This window comes from Aliikangiella litoralis, from assembly GCF_052495765.1.
On sequence record NZ_CP199292.1, the window covers coordinates 2,160,323 to 2,184,402 of the forward strand.

Here is a 24,080-nt window from a genome sequence, read left to right on the forward strand (position 1 = left end):
CTCTATGATTTGGCACTAGATGATTATTAGGTCATCGATTAGAATAGAAGCCATGATTGAACAACCTGTTGATGCTTCATTAAAAAAAAGACGGATAAACAAGGGTATATCTTATGCCTGTCGTTTGCTGGGAGTTCGTGAATATAGCGAAAAGTTAATTCAAGATAAGCTTATAAGTAAAAATTATTCGCCCCAAGAAGCTCAACAAATTATTTCTTTTCTTTTAGAAAACAACTGGTTAAGTAATAATCGTTTTTGTGAGTCTTACCTTCGTTCTAAGTCTGAGAAGGGGATTGGAGCCGCTAGAATTCGGTTCGAATTAAGGCAGAAAGGTATACCAGATGAAATGGTAAGCCAAGCTTTAGAGGCTGCAGATATTTGCTGGCAAACTATATGTAATCAGGCGACTAAAAAGAAAGTGAGCACTTTATTAATAAACGATATCAAAGCGCAGCAAAAATTAGAACGCTTTTTAAGATACAGAGGATTTTCTGGTACAGAAATCAGAGAGTCGATAGAAAAATATTTTGTGATGGGAGTATCCACTAGTGAGTATGACGAGTAGTCAAATTCGTGAAGCTTTTTTAGCTTATTTTGAAAAAAATGGACATCAGCGTGTCGATTCGAGTTCTTTGGTTCCAGGAAATGATCCGACTTTATTATTTACTAATGCAGGCATGGTTCAATTTAAAGACTGCTTTTTAGGAACAGAAAAAAGAAACTATACCAGAGCGACTAGCTCTCAGCGATGTGTAAGAGCGGGAGGTAAACATAATGATTTGGAAAATGTTGGCTATACCGCTCGTCACCATACATTTTTTGAGATGTTAGGTAATTTTAGCTTTGGTGATTACTTTAAAAAAGAAGCGATTCGGTTTGCTTGGGACTTTCTAACCAAAGAACTTCAATTACCTCAAGAAAAATTGTGGGTAACTGTTCACCATGAAGATAAAGAGTCTGAAGATATTTGGTTTAATGAAATCGGTATTGATCAAGCTCGTTTTTCTAGGCTTGGTGATAAGGATAATTTTTGGGCAATGGGTGATACCGGGCCATGTGGGCCATGTAGTGAGATTTTTTATGATCATGGTGAGTCGGTTGACGGTGGGCCTCCGGGTACGCCTGAAGAAGACGGTGATCGCTATATTGAAATCTGGAATCTGGTTTTTATGCAGTTTAACCGGAGTAAAAATGGTCAAATGACGCCTTTACCTAAGCCGTCAGTAGATACTGGAATGGGATTGGAGAGAATTGCAGCAGTGATGCAGCATGTGCACAATAATTACCAAATAGATTTGTTTGCCAATTTAATTCAGTTTATTGCCAAAATTTTAAATACGACTGATTATTCTAATCAATCATTAAGAGTCGTAGCTGATCATATACGCTCTTGCTCATTTCTCATTCTCGATGGCGTAATACCAAGTAATGAAGGGCGAGGATATGTTCTAAGACGGATTATTCGACGTGCAATTCGACATGGCAACAAATTAGGAGCAACCGGTAATTTTTTCAATCAATTGGTTGAAGGTTTAGTTGAACAAATGGGAGCTGCTTACCCTTTGCTAACTGAAAAACAATCTTATATTACTGATATATTACTTAAAGAAGAAGAGCAGTTTGCACGTACTCTTGAACAAGGTATGAAGATATTAGAGCAAGATATCGCTGAGTTACAAGGGACTGAAATACAAGGGAAAACATTATTTAAACTCTATGATACTTATGGCTTTCCTGTTGATTTAACAGCCGATATAGCCAGAGAAAGAGCATTAACGGTTGATTTAAATGGTTTTAATGTTTGTATGGAAGAGCAAAGAAGACGAGCCAGAGAAGGTAGCCAATTTGGCACTGATTATAATGATAACATTGAAGTGGCTACGCAGACTGAGTTTTTAGGCTATGAGCAATCTTCAAGCGAGTCAAATGTACAAGAAGTGATTGTTAATGGAGGTGTTGTTGATGCTGCGACTGTTGGTACTAAAGCGGGTGTTGTATTAGATTCAACCCCTTTTTATGCTGAGTCAGGTGGTCAAGTCGGTGATAAAGGCTTGTTATATGCTGATGGTGTAGAGTTTGAAGTTCAAGATACAGTAAAAATACAAGATGCATTTTTACATCGTGGTATTGTCCGTCGAGGAACGATTAAAAAAGCCGATCTATTAAATGCAAAAATAGACGAAAAAGAAAGACAGGACACTGCACTTAATCATTCAGCCACCCATCTATTACATGCTGCCTTACGTAAAATATTGGGCGAACATGTTCAACAAAAAGGTTCATTGGTTGATAGTCAAAGATTGCGCTTTGATTTTTCACACCCTGTTGCAGTAACTGAAGAAGAATTATATAAAATAGAACAATTGGTTAATCAGCAAATTAGAACTAATCATTTAGTTGAAACTCGACTAACGTCAATCGATGAGGCGAAAAAACTTGGTGCAATGATGCTGTTCGATGAAAAATATGGTGATAAGGTTCGTGTATTAAGTATGTCAGATTTTTCTGTAGAATTATGCGGCGGTACTCATGTTAAAAGAACTGGAGAAATAGGAATATTTAAAATAATTGGAGAGCAAGGAATTGCTTCGGGCGTTAGGCGTATAGAAGCGATTACAGGGGATAGTGCTGTTGAGTATACTCAAAAACAAGGATGGTTAATTAATCAGCTAGCATCATCTTTGAAAACTGATCGATTATCATTAAGTGAAAAAGTTGAGCAACTAATAATCAAATCTAAAAAGCAAGATCGTGAGATTGATAAATTGAAATCAAAAATTTCATCATCTCAAGGTGGAAATTTGCTAAGTCAGGTAGAAGTTATTGGCGAAGTTAACCTATTAGCTGTTAAAGTAGAAGGTGTTGATGCAAAGGGGTTAAGAGAACTGAGCGATCAACTAAAAAGTAAGATAGGTAGTGGGGTAATAGCTCTGGCTGCTGAAGTTGAAGGTAAAATTAGTCTTATTACAGGTGTGACAAAAGATCTGACTTCGCGTTATCATGCAGGCAATCTAATGAAAGAGTTAGCTGCAATGCTTGATGGTCGTGGTGGTGGAAGACCCGATATGGCGCAAGGTGGCGGAACTAATTTAAATAAGCTTGATGAGGCTTTAGCCTGGGTTAAGCTTTGGATTAGTGAACAATCAGGTTAATAAGTGAGCGAAAAAGTATTTTTTATTAAGTTTTTAAACAAATAAAATTAATACAGTGACTATGAAATAGTCTATTGTTATAATTGCGCACCTTTTTGTAGGGAATCACATACTAGTAGGACGCGTTTTTAAATACAGCCAAATTTTTGAGGAGATTGGCAATGTTAATTTTAACTCGTCGTGTTGGCGAAACATTAATGATTGGTGATGAAGTTACAGTGACAGTTCTGGGGGTTAAAGGCAACCAGGTTCGTATTGGTGTGAATGCACCAAAAGAAGTTTCTGTTCATCGTGAAGAAATTTATATGCGAATCCAACGCGAAAAAGAAATGTCATCTGACGAATAATTAATCATTATTCATATCAATAGAAGTGAGTCTGATTTTATTGTAAAAAGTTATTGATTTTTGCGTTTAATCAGGTAGTATTCACCCCCGCAAAAAGCAGCAAGTTTATTGTTAATTTTTGGAGAGATGGCCGAGCGGCTGAAGGCGCTCCCCTGCTAAGGGAGTATGGGTTTTATAGCCCATCGAGGGTTCGAATCCCTCTCTCTCCGCCATTTACTATAAACTTTGTTGTTAATTTGTTGAGGCGGTAAATTAAAGGATAAATGTTGATGATATTATTTATATTATCATTGACAATTATTAGTTCGAAAAGGATAATACCGCTCCTTTCACAGGACGTGAAAATATTACGCGCATGTAGCTCAGCTGGATAGAGTACCTGGCTACGAACCAGGCGGTCGGAGGTTCGACTCCTTCCATGCGCGCCATATAGCTAAAGGCTTGTGAGAAATCACAGGCCTTTTGTCTTTTATCCCAATCAATTTTTGAATATTTCATTTTTACTGAATTTAGTCTAAAAATCTTACTCTATTTGGTATTTTAATAAGAAAATATATTTGGCTTTATAATATGGTTTTTGCTGATTATTTTAAAAAGTTGATTTCGACCTGGCTTTTTATCAATACTGAAACTACGGAAATTAAGTATAAATACTTTCTTATCTAAATTTTTCTTTTTGTATTCGCTTTATTTAATTGAATTTTTGATACAAATGAAGGAGTGTTTGTTTATAGCTAAATCACTATCACTTGGCATAGAGAAAAGTCAGGGATTTTTGTCACTATTAAGGCGTCTGGCGCAGTGCATAGCCGCTCTATGGACAAGTCAGACAACGAAAAGAGCGGCAAAAATAACGGCTTTTATTGTGACAATTGATAGTGATTTAGCTATATATATTCAAAAATGACTTATCTGACTAGACAATAGGCCGAAACTCTAAAAAGCATATATACTTTGTGTAAATCGTTTGACGAGAGAGATGAGTATCATAGGTTTTGTTGATGATTAGGTGGTTACTGGGTTTTAAAAGCTTTAACGCATGGTTAGGTTTGATTTAAAAAAGGTTGAATGTCAGTTTGCAGGATTCTATTAAAGAAATAGAGTTTAACCTCAACATAACTCCTGATGAGTATTTAAGTTATTATCGTGGCCAAGTTAAGTGGGTTTTAGTCAAAAGTACTTGTGGTAAAAACGTACGTTTTCCAGCAAATCTATTGGCTTCACACGTAACTCATAGCGGTATTACAGGAAAGTTTGTTTTGCGATACCTTTCGTCAGGTAAGGCTTTGGAGTTGTGTAAAATAGTAGCGTATTGATGCGGTGCAGTATTACGCTTTGTTTGTAACTTATTGATATATATGATATAAAAAAACTTCAAAAAAAATCTTTAAACTGGTCCGATGATTTTCGATAATAGGTTTTACTTAGTTATGGCTAGCGTACAGAGTTTTTGGACCACTTAGTATAAGAATTCTACTCTGTTGTCGCTAAATTTATATGTTCGTTTGTTGGAATTTAAACGCGTAAACCCTTTATGAACGGGAAAGGTACTGAAATGATGATAGGAAGGCTAAGTTCGAATAACAAACCCAAAATCGCAGGTAGTACGCTGGCTGTGTTTATAGCTCTTTCAATGGGACAAACCGTTAAGGCTGTTGATATTGGCGGGGAAAATTGGAACGGTAGTTGGGATACTACGGTTTCTTTTGGTGCTGGCTGGCGAGTTGAAGAAAGAGAAGATATTAGAATAGGGCATTCTAATTTATTAGATTTGCAAGCAGGGCAGTTAACGACAATGCCTGGTTCAAATGTTGAGTTGACGCAAGGTGCTTGGTCAAATAATGGTGATGATGGAAATTTGAACTTTGATAAAGGAGATATTTTCAGTAGTGCAATTAAGTTTACAACTGAACTTGGACTAGAACATTCTAGTGGTTTTGGTTTTTTCATCCGTGGTACTGGATTTTATGATTTTGAGTTAAAAGATAACCCTGAAGGGCGAGTGAAACCCATTTCGGAAAAAGCATTAGAACAGCAAGGCGAAGATTATCGCTTATTAGATGCTTACATATACAGTACTTGGGATTTTGATGAAACGGCATTGCAAGCTAGGTTAGGAAAACAAGTCGTGAGCTGGGGGGAAAGCACCTTTATACAGCATGGCCTTTCTGAGATTAATGCTGTTGATCTTACCAAGCTGAGAGTGCCAGGTGCAGAAATTAAAGAAGGATTAATCCCTGTTAATACGTTATGGACTTCGGTAGGTCTGTCTGAAAGTGTTAATTTAGAGGCTTTTGTACAGTTTGAGTGGGAGCATTTTCGGACTGATGAACCTGGAACTTATTTTGCGACCCAGGATTTTACGGGTGAGTCTGGGACAAGTATTCACTTAGGCTTTTCACAGTTTGGTGAAGATACACCTGGAACCTTTGCGCGTCGTATCGCGGATAGAGATGCTGATGATAGCGGCCAATATGGTTTGAAATTATCTTGGCTCGCTGAGAATTTGAACTATACAGAGTTTGGTTTCTACTATGTGAATTATCATAACAAACGACCTGTTATTACCGGAAATGCTCATAATGGTACTGAAGTTACTGGTTTTTTTGAGTATATAGAAAATATTCAAATGTATGCTTTTAGCTTTAATACATCAACTGATAGTGGTTTTTCTATTGCTGGAGAAGTGACATATAGATTGGATGAGCCACTACAGGTTGATGATGTTGAGCTGCTTTATGCCACTTTGGAGCCTGTAGGTAATGTGCCAAGTGGAACATCTCAAATTCCTGGGGGAGCAGGAATCGGCGAAGAAATTTCTGCTTACAGGCTATATGACACTGTTCAATACCAAGCAACAATTACTAAGTTTATGGGGCCAACGTGGGGGGCTGATCAGTGGGTATTATTGGCAGAAGTGGGAGGAAACTCAATTGTTGATATGCCGAGTAAAGATGAGCTGCGTTTTAATGCACCTGGTACTAGTCGTAGTGGAAACCCAGATAGAGCTGGCCGTGGAGTTGGCTTTCTTGATCCGACATCAGGTTGTAGTATTGCTGATTTTCCTGTTGAATGTGAAGGTGTAGAGACTAACCCATTTGCAGATGAGTTCTCATGGGGATATAGAATTGTGAGTAAATGGGATTATTCGGATGTTGCTATGGGCTGGAATATGTCACCACGTATTGTATTTCAACATGATGTTAACGGAACAACACCCGGTCCAATCAGTAATTTCGTTCAAGGTAGAAAAGCGGTTACATTAGGTGTTGCTTTTGACAGACAAGCTGTCTGGAAAGCGGATATTGGTTATTCATCATTTTTTGGTGCAGGTACGGCGAATTTGATGGGTGATCGTGATTTTATAGCAGCTAATATCAGCTATTCATTTTAATTAGGGCAAACTAATATGGGTATTAATATGAAAGTAACAAAAACATTAATCGCCACAGCGGTTTGTTTAGGATTGGTTTCTGGTGTAGTGACAGCCAAAGTATCACCAGAAGAAGCGGCTAAACTTGGTAAGAGTTTAACGCCAATGGGGTCAGAAAAAGCAGGTAATGCTGATGGGACTATTCCAGAATGGACTGGTGGAATCACCCAGCCACCAGCAGGTTATAAAGTAGGTGATTTTCATTTAGATCCATTTGCGGATGACAAAGTTAAATTAACCATTACAGCGGCTAACTATGAGCAGTATAAAGACAAATTAACAGACGGGCAGTTAGCTTTATTCAAAGCTTATCCTAAAACATTTAAAATGGATATTTATGTTACTCGACGCAGTGCTTCCTACCCACAGCACGTTTATGATGCGACAAAAGCAAATGCTACGCGGGCTGAATTAGTCCAAGGCGGTAATGGAATGAAAAATGCTGCTGTTGGTGTGCCTTTTCCTATTCCTCAAAACGGTTTAGAAATTGTTTGGAATCATATTGTGCGTTACAGAGGAGAGTCTGTAACCCGTTACACCGGACAAGTAACCCCATTGCGCGATGGTAGTTATACGCTTGTAAAGTTTCAGGATCAACTTGATCAGCACTATGCTAAGAAAGGTACTAAACCTGAAGATTTAGAATCGTCTAATATATTGTTTTATTTTAAACAATGGGTCACAGCTCCAGCGCGATTATCTGGAACAGCTTTGTTAGTACATGAAACACTCGATCAAATTAAAAAGCCACGTCAAGCATGGACATACAACACTGGTCAAAGACGTGTACGTCGTGCGCCGAATGTGGCATATGATGCGCCAGGAACAGCTGCTGATGGTTTAAGAACTACAGATGATTTTGATATGTTTAATGGTGCACCAGACCGATACAACTGGAAGTTGATTGGCAAAAGAGAAATATACATACCGTACAATACTTACAAACTTCATTCTGATTCGGTTAAATATGCTGATATTGTGCAACCTAATCATATAAATCAAGATTTGGTTCGCTATGAATTGCATCGAGTTTGGGTGGTTGAAGCAAACCTTAAATCAGGGACTCGCCATCAATATAAAAAACGAGTATTCTACATTGATGAAGATAGTTGGCAGATTGCGTTAACCGACACTTATGATACACAAGATGAACTTTGGCGAGTAGGTATGTCACATGCTTTAAATTATTATGAGGTGCCAACATTATGGTCGACTTTAGAGGTTTACCATGATCTTAAATCTGGTCGTTATTTAGCTTTAGGCTTAGATAATGAAGATGAAATATATGACTTTTCTGCTGAGTTAACTAAAAAAGATTTCACACCGGCAGCACTTCAAAGGGCTGGTAAAAAGTAGTCAGCGATACTTAATGAATCATTTTATCTAAAGGCCGGTTTATTCCGGCCTTTTTTTAATCTTCAGATCCTGATATTGTTGCTTGGCATTAAAACAAATATATACTAACAGTCTACTGGAGAACTGCATTTCTAAGTAGAAGAGATATAGATTCTAAAAAGTAAACAATGCCTGAGTTATAACGGCAGATAAAACATTGGAAAGTTATGATTCATTCTAAAAAGATGGTTTTAATTATTGCGATAGCTACTTTGCTCGGTTGGCAAACGCTGTTGTCGGCTCAAAAAGAAATAAAACTCAATACTCTAGCAGTGAAGGCGTCAGAACGGCTTTTAATGGATATTAAACAAGTTCGTAATGAACGTTTGATAGCCGTAGGAGAGCGTGGTCATATATTGGTATCGGATGATAACGGTGGCAACTGGACGCAAAAGTTAGTGCCTTCAGAAGCGTTACTGACCAAACTATTTTTTATTGATGATAAACATGGTTGGGCTGTGGGACATCAACAAACGATTATTAAAACGAGCGATGCTGGTGAAAGCTGGCAAGTTCAACATTCATCAAATGATTTGAATCAACCAGCTCTCTTTGATGTTTGGTTTAAAGATCCGTTAAATGGCATTGCCGTTGGTGCTTATGGCTTATATTTGACGACCCAAAACGGCGGGCAGACCTGGCAAACTGTTTTTCAAGAATCTTTAGAAGATGAAGAAATTGGCTTTCCGCATTTTTACTCTCTTACATACGAACCTGCCAATCAAAAACTGCTAATGGCCGGAGAGTTGGGTTTTTTAGCTCTTTCAAATGATTTTGGTCAAACATGGGAAAAAATACCGAGTCCTTATCATGGATCGTTTTTTAATATTGCTGCTTTACCAGATCAAAGCTTATTAATTATGGGATTGAGAGGCCACTTATACCGTTCGACTGATATGGGTAAAAGTTGGTCAGAACTAAACACAGGAACAATTTCAGGTTTACAAGAATTAACGATGCTATCAGATAAAAAACTGTTAATAGTTGGTTCTGATGGAACTTTATTAATTAGTAAGGACCTTGGTAAGAGTTTTCGTTTAGTACAACGTGCGGATAGGGTTCATCTGGCTAATGCGATAGAAACACAACAAAACATATTACTCGTAGGCATCGATGGTGTTATCAAAACCAAATTATAAAATTTAATTGATGGAATAACAAAGTATGGGTCAAGTAAAGCTCGATGATTTAATTAGCCAATGGATTTTTGGTCGACGTAAAACCATTTTATGGTTGTTTGGTGTTATCACTATTTTTATGTTGTATTTTGCTGCTCAACTAAAGGTTGATGCAAGCTTTGAAAAAAACATTCCATTAGAACATGAGTACATGAAAACCTATATAAAGCATCAAGAGCATTTTGGTGGTGCGAATAGAGTACTTGTTGTTTTGGAAGATAAATCGGGAGATATTTTTAATTCTTCATTTTTTGAAGCTTTATCTGAATCAACTCATTTAGTGGCCTCTATTGATAGTGTTTCAGAACCATTAATGAGTTCACTGTTTACTCCCAATACGCGATTTGTTGAGGCGGTGGAAGATGGCATGGTTGGTGGACCTGTTATTCCGGCTAGTTTTGATGGTTCTGATGAGCAATTAACACTGGTGAGAAGTAATGTACTAAAAGCTGGATTGGTCGGCCGTTTAGTTGCGAATAACTTTTCTTCTGCTATGGTAAGTGCTCAGCTTTTATCGGTTGATCCCACTACTCAGAAAAAAACTGATTTAGTTGCGGTAGCTGAAAAGTTAGAAAATATTCGTCAAACTATTGAAGGTAAATATAGCAATATAAAAGTCCATATCATCGGCTTTTCAAAAATGATTGGCGATGTGAGCCAAGGAGCTAGACAGGTAGTAATATTCTTTTCACTTGCTTTTATCATTACAGCACTACTTGTTTATTTATATTCTAAATCAATAAATTTAACATTATTACCTCTTTTATGTTCTGTGACTGCCGTTATTTGGCAACTTGGTCTCCTGACTTATTTGGGGTTTGGTATTGATCCCATGTCAATTTTGGTGCCATTTTTAGTGTTTGCTATCGGTGTTAGTCACGGTGTTCAGATGATTAATGCCGTGGGGAAAAATGTTGCTTCGGGAACAACAGCACATCAAGCTGCTTATGCTGCTTGTTGTCGACTTTTTGTTCCAGGTATTATTGCTTTGCTGAGTGATACGATTGGCTTTTTGACACTCTTATTTATTAAGATAGATATCATTAAAGAATTGGCAATAACCGCTAGCTTAGGGGTTGCTGTTATTATCTTAACCAACTTATTATTGCTACCGGTATTATTATCTTATGCAAAATTTCCTGCAAACTTTGCGACTAAAGTTGAAGAGTCAAATAAAAAACAAGCGATTTTATGGCGTTATTTCTCTGGTTTTGCTCAGCGGCGAACAGCCGTTAAGACTTTAATTGTTGCCTGTGTTATTGCGATAGTTTCTTTTCTGTTTGCTAGAGAAATGAAAGTTGGTGATTTACATGCTGGAGCACCAGCACTCAGGCAAGATTCTGTTTATAACCAAGATACTCGCTTTGTCACTGAGAATTTCTCTATTGGCACCGATATGATTTCTATCATCACAGAAACTATTCCTGATGGTTGTACTCAATTTGAGATAATGAATGCAATCGATAAGTTTCAATGGCACCTGGAAAATTTGCCCGCAGTACAATCAGCAATTAGTTTGCCAACGGTTTCTAAAATACTGAATGCGGGATTTTATGAAGGAGCTTTACAATGGCGAATTTTACCCCAGGAACAGGCAACATTAGTTCAATCAATACGTTATTTAGAAACAAGCAGTGGTCTTTTTAACACTGATTGTAGTGTTATTCCTATGCTGATTTTTACTAAAGATCATAAAGCAGAAACGATTCAACAAGTTGTTGATGCTGCTAAACACTATATAGAAAAAAATCAAACAGAAAATGTTACTTTTAAATTAGCAACAGGGCCTGTTGGTGTTATGGCGGCAACTAACGAGGCTGTATCTGCTGCTCAAGTTCCTATGTTGATTTGGGTATATTTAGCCGTCATTGTTTTATGCTTAATTAGTTTTCGCTCTATACGTTCGACTTTATGTATTGTTATTCCTTTAGCGGTTGTATCTGTTATGGCTCAAGGACTAATGGCTATTTTAGATATAGGATTAACCGTTGCAACGTTACCTGTGGTTGCATTGGGAGTTGGAATTGGAGTTGATTATGGTATTTATATCTTTTCAAGAATGTCTGTTTTTATACGTGCAGGTGAGAGTATTTCAGAAGCATTTTTGAAAACGCTAAATCTGACTGGTAATGCGGTATTCTTTACAGGGATCACTCTGGCCATTGGTGTAAGTACTTGGTTAATGTCTGCTCTGCAATTTCAAGCGGATATGGGCATCTTACTGACTTTTATGTTCCTATTTAATATGCTGGGGGCTGTTATTTTGCTACCTGCTTTAGCCTCTGTTCTCTATCGAAGATAAAATTGATCATCAGGTGGCCAACTTTGAACACGGTAAAGATATGAGGTTGTAGCGAGCTTTTGGTGGTTTGGCTTAAGGTATGCATAAAAATTAACAAAAAGGCGATCTAATTAGTGCTAAAGTGTCGCCTTTATCCTACAATTGGCATAACTTTAAATTATATAAAAATGCCTGGTTTTTAGTCGCGGCAAATACATCGAAAATGACAATCATCATTCAAATCTTTGATTTCTTGTTCCGTATTTATTATGACTTGATGCATTTTTATTTTAATTCTATTTGTCTTTTATTTAACTTTCCAATTTGTGTGACTCAATCGTATTATCGAAATCTTCGATAAGGAATATTTATGACTATTGAACAAAAAATGTACGACTCTATATTGTTTAAAAACTTGATCAAGTTGATCGAACATAAGTTTTCAAAAAAACAAACAGAACTAGTTTCTCTTTTTGCACATTATTTTTGCGCGGGTATTTCAAGTACTGATTTTGATTTTAAAAATGAAAATGAGTTATATGCATCAATTGTGAGTCTTTGGAGTTATATGCAAAGCAGCAAAGATGAATGTAGCGTAAGAGTGTATACACCTAGTTTAGAAGTTCATGGTTGGCAGTCTCGTCATACAATTATAGAGTTAGTTCATAAGGATATGCCATTTTTGGTTGATTCTGTGCGAATGGAATTAAACCGAATGGGAATAAATATTCATTTGCATATTCACACTCCTTTAGATTTAAAGCGTGATAAAAATAATCGCATTAATTATATTTCCCGCCCTGATCCTACAACACCGTCGACCAGCTTGACGCCAATGTATTTAGAAATTGATCGACAATTAGATGAAAAAGAGCTTGAATTAATCAAACTCAATTTAGAAGAAGTGCTTTCTGATGTAAGAGTTACGGTTAGTGACTGGGAGCCAATGAAAGATAAATTAGCGGAAGTCATTGACCGATTGAAATATTTGCCTGAAAGTTTGAAGAATGAAAAAAATAGTGAGTGCAAGGATTTTTTAGATTGGATTAGTGGTAATCACTTTACTTTATTAGGTTATGCTTATTATGCTCTTGAGAGAGATAATAAAGATTTCAAATTAGTCCCGCAGCAAAATGAGTGTTTAGGCTTAAAGACTAAGTCTATATGGAAACCAAAAGCGTATTCACTAAATGATTTGCCTAGTGGTGCTCGAAATCTGATTTTAAATAGCGAAAACTTACTAGTATTAACCAAATTAAGTGCAGTAAGTCGTGTGCATAGACCTGCACATATCGATTATATTGGAGTGAAACGTGTCGATGATGAAGGTAATATCATTGGCGAAGATCGTTTTATTGGTTTGTATACATCTGCTGCTTATAACCTTAATCCAATGAGTATTCCTGTCTTACGTCAGAAAATTCAAACTGTTCAAGAGCGCTCGGGGTTAACGCCACTAGAACATGATTTAAAAGTTTTAAGAAATATCTTAGAGACTTATCCGCGAGATGAGTTATTTCAAATAAGAATAGATGAACTATATGAAACAACAATAGGTATTTTACAAATACAAGAGCGTCCCGTTATTCGACTATTTACTCGTCGTGATCCTTATGGACGTTTTTTCTCTTGTTTGGTTTATGTACCAAGAGAAATATATACCACTAAAATCAGAGTAAAAATAACTGAAATATTAAAAGCTTCTCTTAAGGCTATTTCTGAACCTCAGTTTACGACAACTTTCTCAGAATCAATTTTAGCTAGAATGCATTTTATTATTCCAGTCGAAAATGCTGAAACAATCAATTATGACTTAAAAGAAATTGAGAAAAACCTATACCAAGCAACACGCTCTTGGAAAGATAATTTAAAAGAGTCTTTATTAAATGAGTATGGTGATACAGAAGGCAAAAGGTTTGTTCAGCGATATGTAGAGCGTTTTCCTGCTGGATATCAAGATGAGACGATTATTCCAACAGCTGTTTTAGATATAAAACATATGGAATCACTTACTCATGAAAATCCATTGAGTATGTTGCTATACCGTTCAAAAGAAGATCCTAGAGACCGCATTCGTTTTAGACTTTTTTATCGTGATGAACCAAAAGCATTATCAGAAGTTATCCCTATGCTAGAAAATATGGGGCTTAATATCATTAGTGAATCTCCGTTCCGAATAAAACCTGTAAGTGGGGCTGAGCGATGGATTAGCGATTTTGTAATGCAACACCCAGATGGAAAAACACTGAACCTGGAGAAGTTAAAAAGCAAATTTCAAAAAGCATTTGCAAAAATTTGGTTAGAAGATGCTGAAAATGATGGCTTTAATCGACTTGTTTTAGCCGCGTCTTTAAGTTGGCGTGAAATTGCAATGTTAAGAGCATATGCAAAATATATGTGGCAAATTGGTTCAAGTTTTTCTCAAACTTATATTGAAGAAACCTTAGCTGCATATCCTGATATTGCTAAATTATTGGTTAACTATTTTAAACAAAAATTTTCCCCTGCTTTGAAGCAAAGCTCAGCAAAACTTAAAAATATAAAAAATAATATTATTGAGTCATTAGATACGGTAGCTATTCTTGATCAGGATAGAATTTTAAATCGATATTTAGAATTAATCGATGCTTCAATACGAACTAATTTTTATCAAAAAATAGAAAATGATGATTATAAAAACTATATTTCGATTAAATTAAAATCTTCTGAAATTTCTGATATACCTCAGCCCGCTCCCATGTTTGAAATTTTTGTTTATTCTCCTCGAGTTGAAGGTGTTCATTTGCGTGGTGGAAAAGTCGCTCGTGGTGGGCTTCGTTGGTCAGATCGTCGAGAAGATTTTAGGACTGAAATTTTAGGCTTAGTAAAAGCTCAACAAGTTAAAAATTCTGTTATTGTTCCTGTTGGAGCTAAAGGTGGTTTTGTTTGCAAGAAAAGCTTAGTTGGTTTATCTCGTGAAGATTTTATCGCTGAAGGGGTCGCTTGTTATAAAGTTTTTATTAGTGCATTACTTGATATTACAGATAATTTGGTTGATGGCAAGCTAGTACCACCACCCAATGTTGTTCGTCATGATGAAGATGATCCTTATTTAGTTGTGGCTGCAGATAAAGGAACTGCTACTTTTTCTGATATTGCAAATAGTATATCTGAAGAATATAACTTTTGGTTAGGCGACGCTTTTGCTTCAGGAGGAAGTGTCGGTTATGACCATAAAAAAATGGGTATTACTGCTAAAGGAGCTTGGGAATCTGTTAAACGTCACTTCATGGAAATGGGCATTGATTGCCAAAGCACAAGTTTTACAGCTGTTGGTGTTGGTGATATGGCTGGAGATGTTTTTGGTAATGGAATGTTATGTTCAAAGTTTACCAAATTAGTTGCAGCATTTAATCATATACATATTTTTATTGATCCAAATCCAGATGTTGAAAAAAGTTACCTTGAGCGCGAACGTTTATTTAATTTGCCGAGATCGAGTTGGACTGATTATAACGCCAAATTGATTTCAAAAGGAGGAGGGATTTTTTCACGTGATGCTAAAGCTATCCCATTAACTAAAGAAATTAAAAAGCTGTTAGATGTTGATGAAGATGCTTTATCTCCTAACCAATTAATTAACGCTATATTAAAAGCCAAAGTTGACTTGTTATGGAATGGCGGAATTGGAACTTATGTTAAGGCAAGGGTTGAATCTCACGCTGATGTTGGTGATAGAGCCAACGATACACTTCGGGTGAACGGTGAAGAACTCAGGTGTAAAGTGATAGGTGAGGGTGGTAATTTGGGAGTAACTCAACTTGGCCGAATTGAATACATGAGAAATAAAGGAAGGGCGAACACCGACTTTATCGATAATGCTGGTGGTGTTAATTGCTCTGATAATGAAGTTAATATTAAAATTTTACTCAATCAAATCGTTCGTTCAGGCGAAATGACGGAAAAGCAACGTAATAAAATTCTTTTAAGCATGACTAACGAAGTATCAACAATTGTCTTGCGCGAGAACTTTTTGCAAGCTCAATCGATTAGCGCGAGTGAAGAACGTTCACCCAAAATGGTAAAAGAATTAATGCGCTTCATTCATTGGCTAGAAAAAGAAGGAAAGCTTGATCGAGAGCTTGAATTTTTACCTAATGATGAAGAACTATTAGAAAGACTAGCTCAAAGTGAAGGGTTAACGCGTGCTGAAATTGCAGTATTAACTGCTTATGGAAAAATGGTATTGAAAGAAGAATTATGTGTTCCCGATATATCGAATGAGCTTTATTATCAAGATGTATTGGTTAATTATTTTCCAAAACCTATTAGAAAAAAGTATGCGGAACATACAAAAAGTCATCCATTAAAAAATGAAATTATTGCTATGAAGTTAGCTAATGAAATGGTTGATTATTTAGGTAGTAACTTTGCCTTTAGAGCGATGGATGAAACAGGTGCACAATCTTCAGATGTTGCTAACTGTTTTACAATGGCAAAAGAAATTTATGAAATGCCGTTAATGTGGAAACAGATTGAAGCATTGGATCATTCTATACCGGCTAAAATCAAGCACGATATGATATACCAAACTCAACGAATGGTAAGACGTTGTACTCGTTGGTTTTTACGCCATAGACGTAAGAACCTTGATATTATTGATGGCATTGATTATTTTAAAGGTGGTGTTTCTGAACTGCAAAAAACAATTCATAAAGTGCTTGATAAAAGTGAAAATAAGATTATTCGAAGTAGTATTGATACTTGGGTTATGCAAGGTGTTCCTAAAAAATTAGCAGAAAGAGTTTCTTACCTAAGTACAATGTTTTCTGCTCTTGATATTATAGAAATGTCCAAATTAACGGGGTTAAATATTTCATTAGTTGCTGAAGTTTATTTTAAACTTGGAGCAAAATTAGAGCTTCACTGGTTCTTAGAGCAAATTAATTTACAACCCGTTGATAATCACTGGCAAGCATTTGCTCGGGCTTCTTTTAGAGAAGATCTTGATTGGCAACAAAGAAGTTTGACGGTTGCTGTTTTGCACATGTCAAAAAAATCAGCAACAGCAGAAGAACGTATCATTAACTGGGTGATTGAAAATTCAGTATTACTTTCTCGTTGGCAACAAATGCTAGCTGATTTTCGTTCGAGTAGTCGCCATGAATTTGCTAAGTTTTCGGTTGCTCTAAGAGAGTTATTAATACTGGTTCAAAGTAGTGTTAGAGCGGCTGCAGTGATTAGGGAGAAAGATTTTAAAGTGAAAAATAAAAGCAAGAAATAAGCCTTTTCTAAAAAGCGATTGGAAGAGAGTTATTGAAAAATAACTCTCTTTTTTTATTGATAGACTAAAAGTTTAGTTAGCGGTTTTTAAAAAATATATGAGGATACTTTCTTATCCAAGACAGACTTAATGATATAAAGGCGTACTCGTTATTTAGGTGTTACTTCAGTCTCTTTAGCCGAGTCCTTTGCGGCAATTAAAGATTCTTTTTTTGTTGTGCCGGTTTCAGGATCAGGTAAAGATTGTTGCTCTTCATCTTGCCAAACTAACACATCGTAATAACGCCTAATGTTAGTCACATATTTAACAGGCTCTTCACCTCTAGCGTAGCCATGTTTGGTCTTTTTATACCATTTCTTCTTTTGTAATAACGGTAAGCGTTCTTTGACATCTGACCATTTGTTCGGATTGCCACCTTGGTTATTCGTTATTTTTCTTGCATCTTCAACATGACCCCAACCAATATTATAACCAGCCAAAGCAAACCAGGTTTTATCGGGTTCCTGAATTTGAGCAGGAACGCGTTTCAATACTTTTCTTAAATATTCAGCACCGCCAAAAATACTTTGCTTAGGATCTAGACGGTTTTTAATGCCCAGTTGCTTTGCTGTTGCCCGAGTGAGCATCATCATGCCCCTAACACCTGTAGGTGACTTGGCTTTTGGACGCCAATGAGATTCCTGATAACTAACGGCTGCAAGTAGTCGCCAGTCAAGATCATCTTTGGCGGAATCAACAAACATTTCTTTATAAGTGTCGAGTTGTTCTTGAGTTGCCCGGTGGAATTGACGGGCTCCAACATAGTCAAATTTTTCGACATGTCCGTAATACTTTTCTATAAGATAAGCTAATTGACCATCCATTTTCTGTTGACCAAAGAACTCAATGACTTTAGAAAACAATGAATAATCATCAATTTTTGACATTGCCCAAGCCAGACTTTGTGGTTTTCCTACGGTAAAAGCAACTGCTAGCTCTGGGTGGAAGCGACGGTTAAGATCAAGTTCAGTCGAGTCAACAATGGTGTAGTCAATAGTTTCATCTAAGATCATCATCAGAAGTTCTTCATTGGTTTGTTCTGTTGTTTCTGACCAGTGAAGCTCAGGTGTTGATGATTTAAGGTTAAGTAATTCTTGAGAGTAAGATGAGTGTGCGATGACTCTCAGTTCACCATTCAGTTGAGAAATATTACGAGGCCAGCGTTTACCTTGTTTAAAGACTAATTTAGAAGTTATTTGTTGGTAAGCTGGAGCAAAACGTAGATGTTTTTCTCTTTCGGGGGTAATTGTTAATCCTGCGGCAACAATATCAACTTTACCATCGGCTAGCATATCAACTAGTTCTTTAATATTGTCATTGACGATAAACTCTAACTCAACATTAAGAGACTTGGCAAAACGTGAAATCAGTTCATATTCAATTCCAGCATATTCATCTGCCGTTTCATAAAAAGTGGTCGGACTATTACGAGTAGCGACTACTAATTTACCTTTATTCTTTATTTTTTCGAGCTGAGAGAGGTTATTTGGCCCACAAGCGTTCATTAGCAGTACCAATATTATCATCAAAGGCAGACGCGTTCTGAGTGCTTTAAGTCTCAGAAGTTGTCGTTGTATTTGGTGATAAAAAAATTGCTGCATAGTTAATTGTTCACTTGATTATATTCTTATATTAATTATTCTTGTTTTTAAAAGTTCTTTTAAATCAGTGGGTTGTATTGGATAGTTAACTATTGAAGGGGTATTAATATTTAAAAAATCCACTTAAATAAAGACCGATTTAAAGTGTGCTATTAGTCAATTATCGTTGTTTAATTATGCTTACGCAAGTCACCTTTATTGTATGTTTTGTAAACTAATGTACACTTTCCATGTAAGATTTCATTGTAATGTTAGGTAAATCAACGGGTGTAGCTTAATTGAGTCTAGCAATAAAAAATTTAAAATTGATCGGCTTAATATTTCTTAGTGAGATTGATTATTAGTTCGATTTTTGCTCTAAATTCATAAAATTTTGTACTAGATGGACACATTATCTATACATTAATGTAGACAATTCGTGTACTATTGCGCCTTGATTGCCAACCTACTTTTTTGAGCCTGAACACTATGCTAATTCTCCGTGGTGCACCTGCATTATCTCAATTTAGAAGCCAAAAACTACTTAACAATGGAAAAAAACTGCTACCCAATTTAGGGCAGATTTATGCTGAATACGTCCATTTTGCTGATTTGAATAAAGAGCTACCAGAAGAAAAGCTAATTATTTTAAAGAAATTGTTAACTTACGGTTCTCGTAAACTGGTAAAGGAAACGAAAGGCGCTTTTGCTTTGGTCGTTCCTAGACAAGGAACTATTTCTCCTTGGTCGTCGAAAGCAACGGATATTGCTCATAACTGTGGGTTGGAAGAAATCAACCGCTTAGAAAGGGGAATTAGCTGGTATTGCCAATATGATGATGGTCAAGAGTTATCCGATGAAGATTTAAAGTCTCTTCACCCTTTATTACATGATCGTATGGTGGAAAGTATTTTTTCTGAGTTGAAAGACGCAGAGGTGTTATTTCAACGAGAGGAGCCACGTGAGTTAACTAAGGTTGATATTTTGAAAGGTGGTAAAGACGCTCTTGTTGAGGCTAACCAATCTCTTGGATTAGCGCTGGCTGATGATGAAATTGACTACTTGGTTGAGCGGTTTACTGAGTTAAAACGTAACCCAACGGATGTTGAGTTGATGATGTTTGCCCAGGCAAACTCAGAGCATTGCCGACATAAAATATTTAATGCACGTTGGACAATAGACGGTCAAGAAAAAGGAAATTCTTTATTTTCAATGATTCGTAATACTCATAAAGTATCGCCAAACGGTGTTTTATCGGCTTATAGCGACAATGCTGCTGTGATAGAAGGGTATCAACAGCCTCGTTTATGGTCAGAGCAAGACTCTGGAGAATATCATTACCATATTGAGCCTATTCATATTTTAATCAAAGTGGAAACCCACAACCATCCTACTGCTATTTCACCATTTCCTGGTGCTTCAACGGGATCTGGTGGAGAAATTCGAGATGAGGGAGCTACAGGACGAGGAGGTAAGCCAAAAGCAGGTTTAACGGGGTTCAGTGTATCTAACCTTGAAATTCCCGGTTTTATCCAGCCTTGGGAGATGCATTATGGTAAACCTGGAAGAATTGTTTCTGCATTAGACATAATGATTCAAGGTCCGTTAGGCGGCGCTGCATTTAATAATGAATTTGGTAGGCCTAACTTATGTGGCTACTTTCGAACCTATCAACAACCTGTAGAATTTGAACATGGCGTTGAGGTTAGGGGGTATCATAAACCGATTATGATTGCTGGCGGAATGGGGAATATACGTGAGCAGCATGTTGAAAAAGCGGAAATAAAAGCGGGTTATCATGTCATTGTACTGGGTGGTCCTGCAATGTTGATCGGTTTAGGGGGGGGAGCTGCTTCATCTATGGCGTCAGGTACGAGTGATGAAAATCTGGATTTTGCTTCCGTTCAACGAGAAAACCCTGAAATGGAAAGGCGCTGCCAAGAAGTGATTGACCGATGCTGGTCTATGGGTGAAAAAAACCCAATCGAATTTATTCACGATATAGGGGCTGGTGGTTTATCTAATGCTGTACCTGAGCTGGTTCATGATGGCGGCCGAGGCGGTCAGTTTGAATTGCGTAGGGTTCCTAATGACGAACCAGGTATGAGCCCTGTCGAAATTTGGTGTAATGAGTCACAAGAAAGATATGTATTAGCGATAGCGCCTGAAAATTTAGCTCAATTTGAAGCAATTTGTTTACGTGAAAGATGTCCATTTGCTGTATTAGGTGAGGCGACCGAAGCAGAACATTTGACTCTGACAGATGAGCACTTTGCAAATAAACCAGTTGATTTACCTATGGATGTGCTGTTTGGTAAAGCGCCTAAAATGCATCGCGAAGTGCTTTCTTCGAAAGTTATTCAAAAAGAGTTGCAGCTAAGTGAAAGTTTAGATAATGCGCTTAATCGAGTATTAAGTTTACCAGCAGTAGCTGATAAAACATTTTTAATTACCATTGGAGATCGAAGTGTTGGTGGTTTAACTCACCGTGATCAAATGGTTGGTCCTTGGCAAGTACCGGTAGCAGATTGTGCCGTAACTGCATCAAGTTTGCAGGCTACCACCGGCGAAGCTATGGCTATGGGAGAACGTACTCCCGCAGCTAACCTAAACTATGCTGCATCTGCGCGTATGGCGGTCGCCGAAGCAATCACCAATATTGCTGCTGCAAAAATAGAAGATATCAGCCGTATTCGGTTATCTGCTAACTGGATGGCGGCGTGTGGTGCAAGTGGTGAAGATGCTGGACTGTATGAAGCGGTTGAAGCAGTAGGAATGGACTTATGTCCTAAATTGGGAGTTGCTATTCCAGTAGGTAAAGACTCAATGTCAATGCGAACGGTATGGCAAGAAGAGGGGCAAGAAAAAAGTGTCACTGCTCCTTTATCGCTCATTATCAGTGCTTTTTCTCCTGTTTCTGATATTCGTAAAACATTAACACCTCAACTCAATAAAACACTTGATAGCCGATTAATATTCATTGACTTAGGTGAAGGTAAAAATCGGCTTGGCGCAACAGCATTAGCTCAGGTGATGGGGCAGTTGGGTGAAGAATGTGCAGATGTTGAAGATGCAGAAACATTCAAACGCTTCTTTGGCACAATTCAGCATCTTAATGCTAGTGGCCAGTTGCTTGCTTACCATGATCGTTCCGATGGTGGCTTAATTACAACATTAATTGAAATGGCATTTGCTGGACATTGTGGTTTGAGTATTAATCTTGACTCTTTGTCTGATGATGCTATGAGTGTTTTATTTAACGAAGAGCTTGGCTGTGTTATTCAGGTGGCTGAATCTGATTTTACTGCGGTGTTAGATACGCTTGATAAAAATGGCTTAACGCATATTTCTCATGTTGTTGGTTCTGTTACTCAAGAGCTAGTCGTTAAAGTTACTCATGGTGAAAGTGTTTGGTTACAAAGAAACTTAATGGAGCTGAGAGAAATTTGGTCTGAAACGACTTATCAGATGCAAGCATTAAGAGATAACCCGCAATGTGCATTAGAAGAGAAAAAACTTAGGTTGGATGGTAACAACCCTGGTATCAACCCACAACTTTCTTTTGATCCTGCCGATGATATTGCTCGACAATATCTTAATGACGAAAACAAGCCCAAAGTGGCTATATTACGAGAACAGGGTGTTAATAGCCATTTAGAAATGGCTGCTGCTTTTATAAAGGCGGGTTTCAATGCCATTGATGTGCATATGAGTGATCTGCTAGCAGGTAGAACGCAATTAGATAGTTTTGTTGGTTTAGTTGCTTGTGGTGGATTTTCTTATGGAGATGTTTTGGGAGCCGGTGAAGGTTGGGCTAAGTCTATTTTGTTTAACGATAAAATGAAGAAGCAGTTTAAACAGTTTTTTGAAAAAGAAAATACATTCGCACTTGGAATTTGTAATGGTTGTCAAATGTTATCGAACTTGCGTTCGATAATTCCTGGAACTGAGCATTGGCCACATTTTGTTAGAAATACATCTGAACAATTTGAAGCTCGCTTTTCAATGGTTGAAATAGAAAAAAACCCTTCTATTTTTATGCAAGGAATGGAAGGCTCAAAAATTCCGGTTGTTGTTTCTCATGCTGAGGGACGTGCAGAATATAATAGTGAAGATGAAGCTAAGTTAGCTAATCAATCGGGGTTGGTTGTCGCTCGCTTTATTGATAATTATGGTCAAGTTGCGGCTTATTATCCAAGTAATCCGAATGGCTCTTCTTATGGTATAACTGCTCTTACTAATAAAAATGGTCGAGTAACTATTATGATGCCTCATCCTGAACGTGTAGCACGCACCGTACAAAATTCTTATTCACTTGCCGAATGGGGAGAAGATGGTCCTTGGACTCGTATGTTTCGTAATGCAAGAGTTTGGGTTGGATAGTACTCATATATTATTTAGAAAAACCGAACCATTTGCTGTTCGGTTTTTTTTTATAAAAAGCAAAATAATAGTGTGATACAGTATTTTAACATTAAATAATTTATATTCAGGGGTAAATATGAAACGATGTGCAATATTATCAATGGATAACCTAAAAGGTTACGAAGTACATGATGGATTATTAAATGAGCCTCTTAAAAATGCTGGTTGGCAAACTGAAACTATTTCATGGAAAGCTGAAAATATAGATTGGGATCAATTTGATTTAGTTATGATTCGTTCAACTTGGGACTATCAACTGGATTCAGAAAAATTTCTTAGTGTATTACAGAATATTGATAACTCAACTGCCCATTTAGAAAATTCGATTAGTGTTGTTAAATGGAATATTAATAAAAAATACCTGAGAGAGCTCGAGTTAAAAAAAGTTCAAATAGTACCAACATTATGGTTGGAGACATTTGATAAACATGAATATTTAAGTTGGTTTGAAAAATTATCAACCAATCAAATAGTGATTAAACCATGTATTAGTGCTGGTGCTTTTGATACTTTTCGTATAACTAAAGCGGAACACTTAACAATGGTTGATGTGCTTGCTGAAAAATTTGAACAGCGTGCTTTTATGGTGCAGCCCTTTGTTCCGTCAATTGTTGATGAAGGGGAGTATTCAATTTTTTATTTTGATGGAGAGTATAGTCACTGTATATTAAAAAAGCCAAAGCTTAATGACTTTAGAGTACAAGAAGAGTTTGGTGGGCTTTTATCTAAAGTTGAACCAGAAAACAAGTTAAAAGAACAAGCTGAATTAATTTTAAAAGTAATCGATACTCCTTTGCTTTATGCTAGATTTGATTTTGTTAGATGGAAAAGTAGTTTTGCTTTAATGGAGGCTGAGTTGATAGAACCTTCACTTTACTTTAACCTTGATACGAAAGCGCCTAAACGTTATGTGGATGCAATGGAAAGACGTATGAGTCAATTAGCAAAAGCTAACATTAGTAAATAAGCAAAATGATACGCAGAGTA

At 36.9% G+C, this 24,080-nt stretch carries 12 protein-coding genes and 2 tRNA genes; 13 read left to right on the top strand and 1 reads right to left on the bottom strand.

What is annotated here, in order from left to right; translation table 11 throughout:
* The first annotated feature begins 52 nt into the window (after window positions 1-52).
* The 11 genes from ACT5E3_RS09025 (at window position 53) to ACT5E3_RS09075 (ending at window position 17,049) form a co-directional block, all read left to right on the top strand.
* A complete protein-coding gene (locus tag ACT5E3_RS09025; RefSeq protein WP_444997981.1) occupies window positions 53-565 on the top strand; it encodes a regulatory protein RecX in 513 nt (170 codons plus the stop codon).
* Window positions 555-3,152: an alanine--tRNA ligase gene (gene alaS, locus ACT5E3_RS09030; RefSeq protein WP_444998591.1), complete on the top strand. Its 2,598-nt coding sequence runs from the start codon at window positions 555-557 to the stop codon at window positions 3,150-3,152. The genes ACT5E3_RS09025 and alaS overlap by 11 nt, the downstream gene beginning before the upstream one ends.
* Window positions 3,153-3,313: 161 nt before the next feature.
* Complete coding sequence (gene csrA / locus ACT5E3_RS09035) at window positions 3,314-3,499, top strand: carbon storage regulator CsrA (protein ID WP_353896571.1); 186 nt, start codon at window positions 3,314-3,316, stop codon at window positions 3,497-3,499.
* 120 nt (window positions 3,500-3,619) lie between these two features.
* Window positions 3,620-3,711: transfer RNA gene (locus ACT5E3_RS09040), tRNA-Ser, on the top strand.
* A 139-nt stretch (window positions 3,712-3,850) separates the two neighbouring features.
* A tRNA-Arg gene (locus tag ACT5E3_RS09045) sits at window positions 3,851-3,927 on the top strand.
* Window positions 3,928-4,575: 648 nt separating this feature from the next.
* Window positions 4,576-4,815, top strand: a complete 240-nt coding sequence (locus ACT5E3_RS09050) for a DUF2835 family protein (RefSeq protein ID WP_444997982.1) — start codon at window positions 4,576-4,578, stop codon at window positions 4,813-4,815.
* A 239-nt stretch (window positions 4,816-5,054) separates the two neighbouring features.
* Window positions 5,055-6,893 (top strand): DUF1302 domain-containing protein, encoded by a 1,839-nt coding sequence (locus tag ACT5E3_RS09055; protein ID WP_444997983.1) that lies wholly within the window; start codon window positions 5,055-5,057, stop codon window positions 6,891-6,893.
* Window positions 6,894-6,920: 27 nt separating this feature from the next.
* Window positions 6,921-8,288, top strand: coding sequence for a DUF1329 domain-containing protein (locus ACT5E3_RS09060; RefSeq protein WP_444997984.1), 1,368 nt, complete (start codon window positions 6,921-6,923; stop codon window positions 8,286-8,288).
* A 206-nt stretch (window positions 8,289-8,494) separates the two neighbouring features.
* Entirely contained in the window at window positions 8,495-9,466 is a 972-nt protein-coding gene (locus ACT5E3_RS09065; protein ID WP_444997985.1) for a WD40/YVTN/BNR-like repeat-containing protein, read from the top strand.
* 25 nt (window positions 9,467-9,491) lie between these two features.
* The gene (locus tag ACT5E3_RS09070) at window positions 9,492-11,807 is read left to right on the top strand and encodes an efflux RND transporter permease subunit (RefSeq protein WP_444997986.1); all 2,316 of its coding nucleotides are present in this window, start codon (window positions 9,492-9,494) and stop codon (window positions 11,805-11,807) included.
* Window positions 11,808-12,156: 349 nt separating this feature from the next.
* Window positions 12,157-17,049, top strand: coding sequence for an NAD-glutamate dehydrogenase (locus ACT5E3_RS09075; protein ID WP_444997987.1), 4,893 nt, complete (start codon window positions 12,157-12,159; stop codon window positions 17,047-17,049).
* Between the two features lie 149 nt (window positions 17,050-17,198).
* Here ACT5E3_RS09075 and mltF read toward each other — a convergent pair whose 3' ends face one another.
* On the bottom strand, window positions 17,199-18,593 hold the full coding sequence (mltF, locus tag ACT5E3_RS09080; RefSeq protein WP_444997988.1) for a membrane-bound lytic murein transglycosylase MltF: 1,395 nt from the start codon (window positions 18,591-18,593) through the stop codon (window positions 17,199-17,201).
* Between the two features lie 564 nt (window positions 18,594-19,157).
* Here mltF and purL point away from each other — a divergent pair.
* On the top strand, window positions 19,158-23,051 hold the full coding sequence (gene purL / locus ACT5E3_RS09085; RefSeq protein ID WP_444997989.1) for a phosphoribosylformylglycinamidine synthase: 3,894 nt from the start codon (window positions 19,158-19,160) through the stop codon (window positions 23,049-23,051).
* A 118-nt stretch (window positions 23,052-23,169) separates the two neighbouring features.
* On the top strand, window positions 23,170-24,060 hold the full coding sequence (locus ACT5E3_RS09090) for an ATP-grasp domain-containing protein (protein WP_444997990.1): 891 nt from the start codon (window positions 23,170-23,172) through the stop codon (window positions 24,058-24,060).
* Window positions 24,061-24,080: the final 20 nt, after the last annotated feature.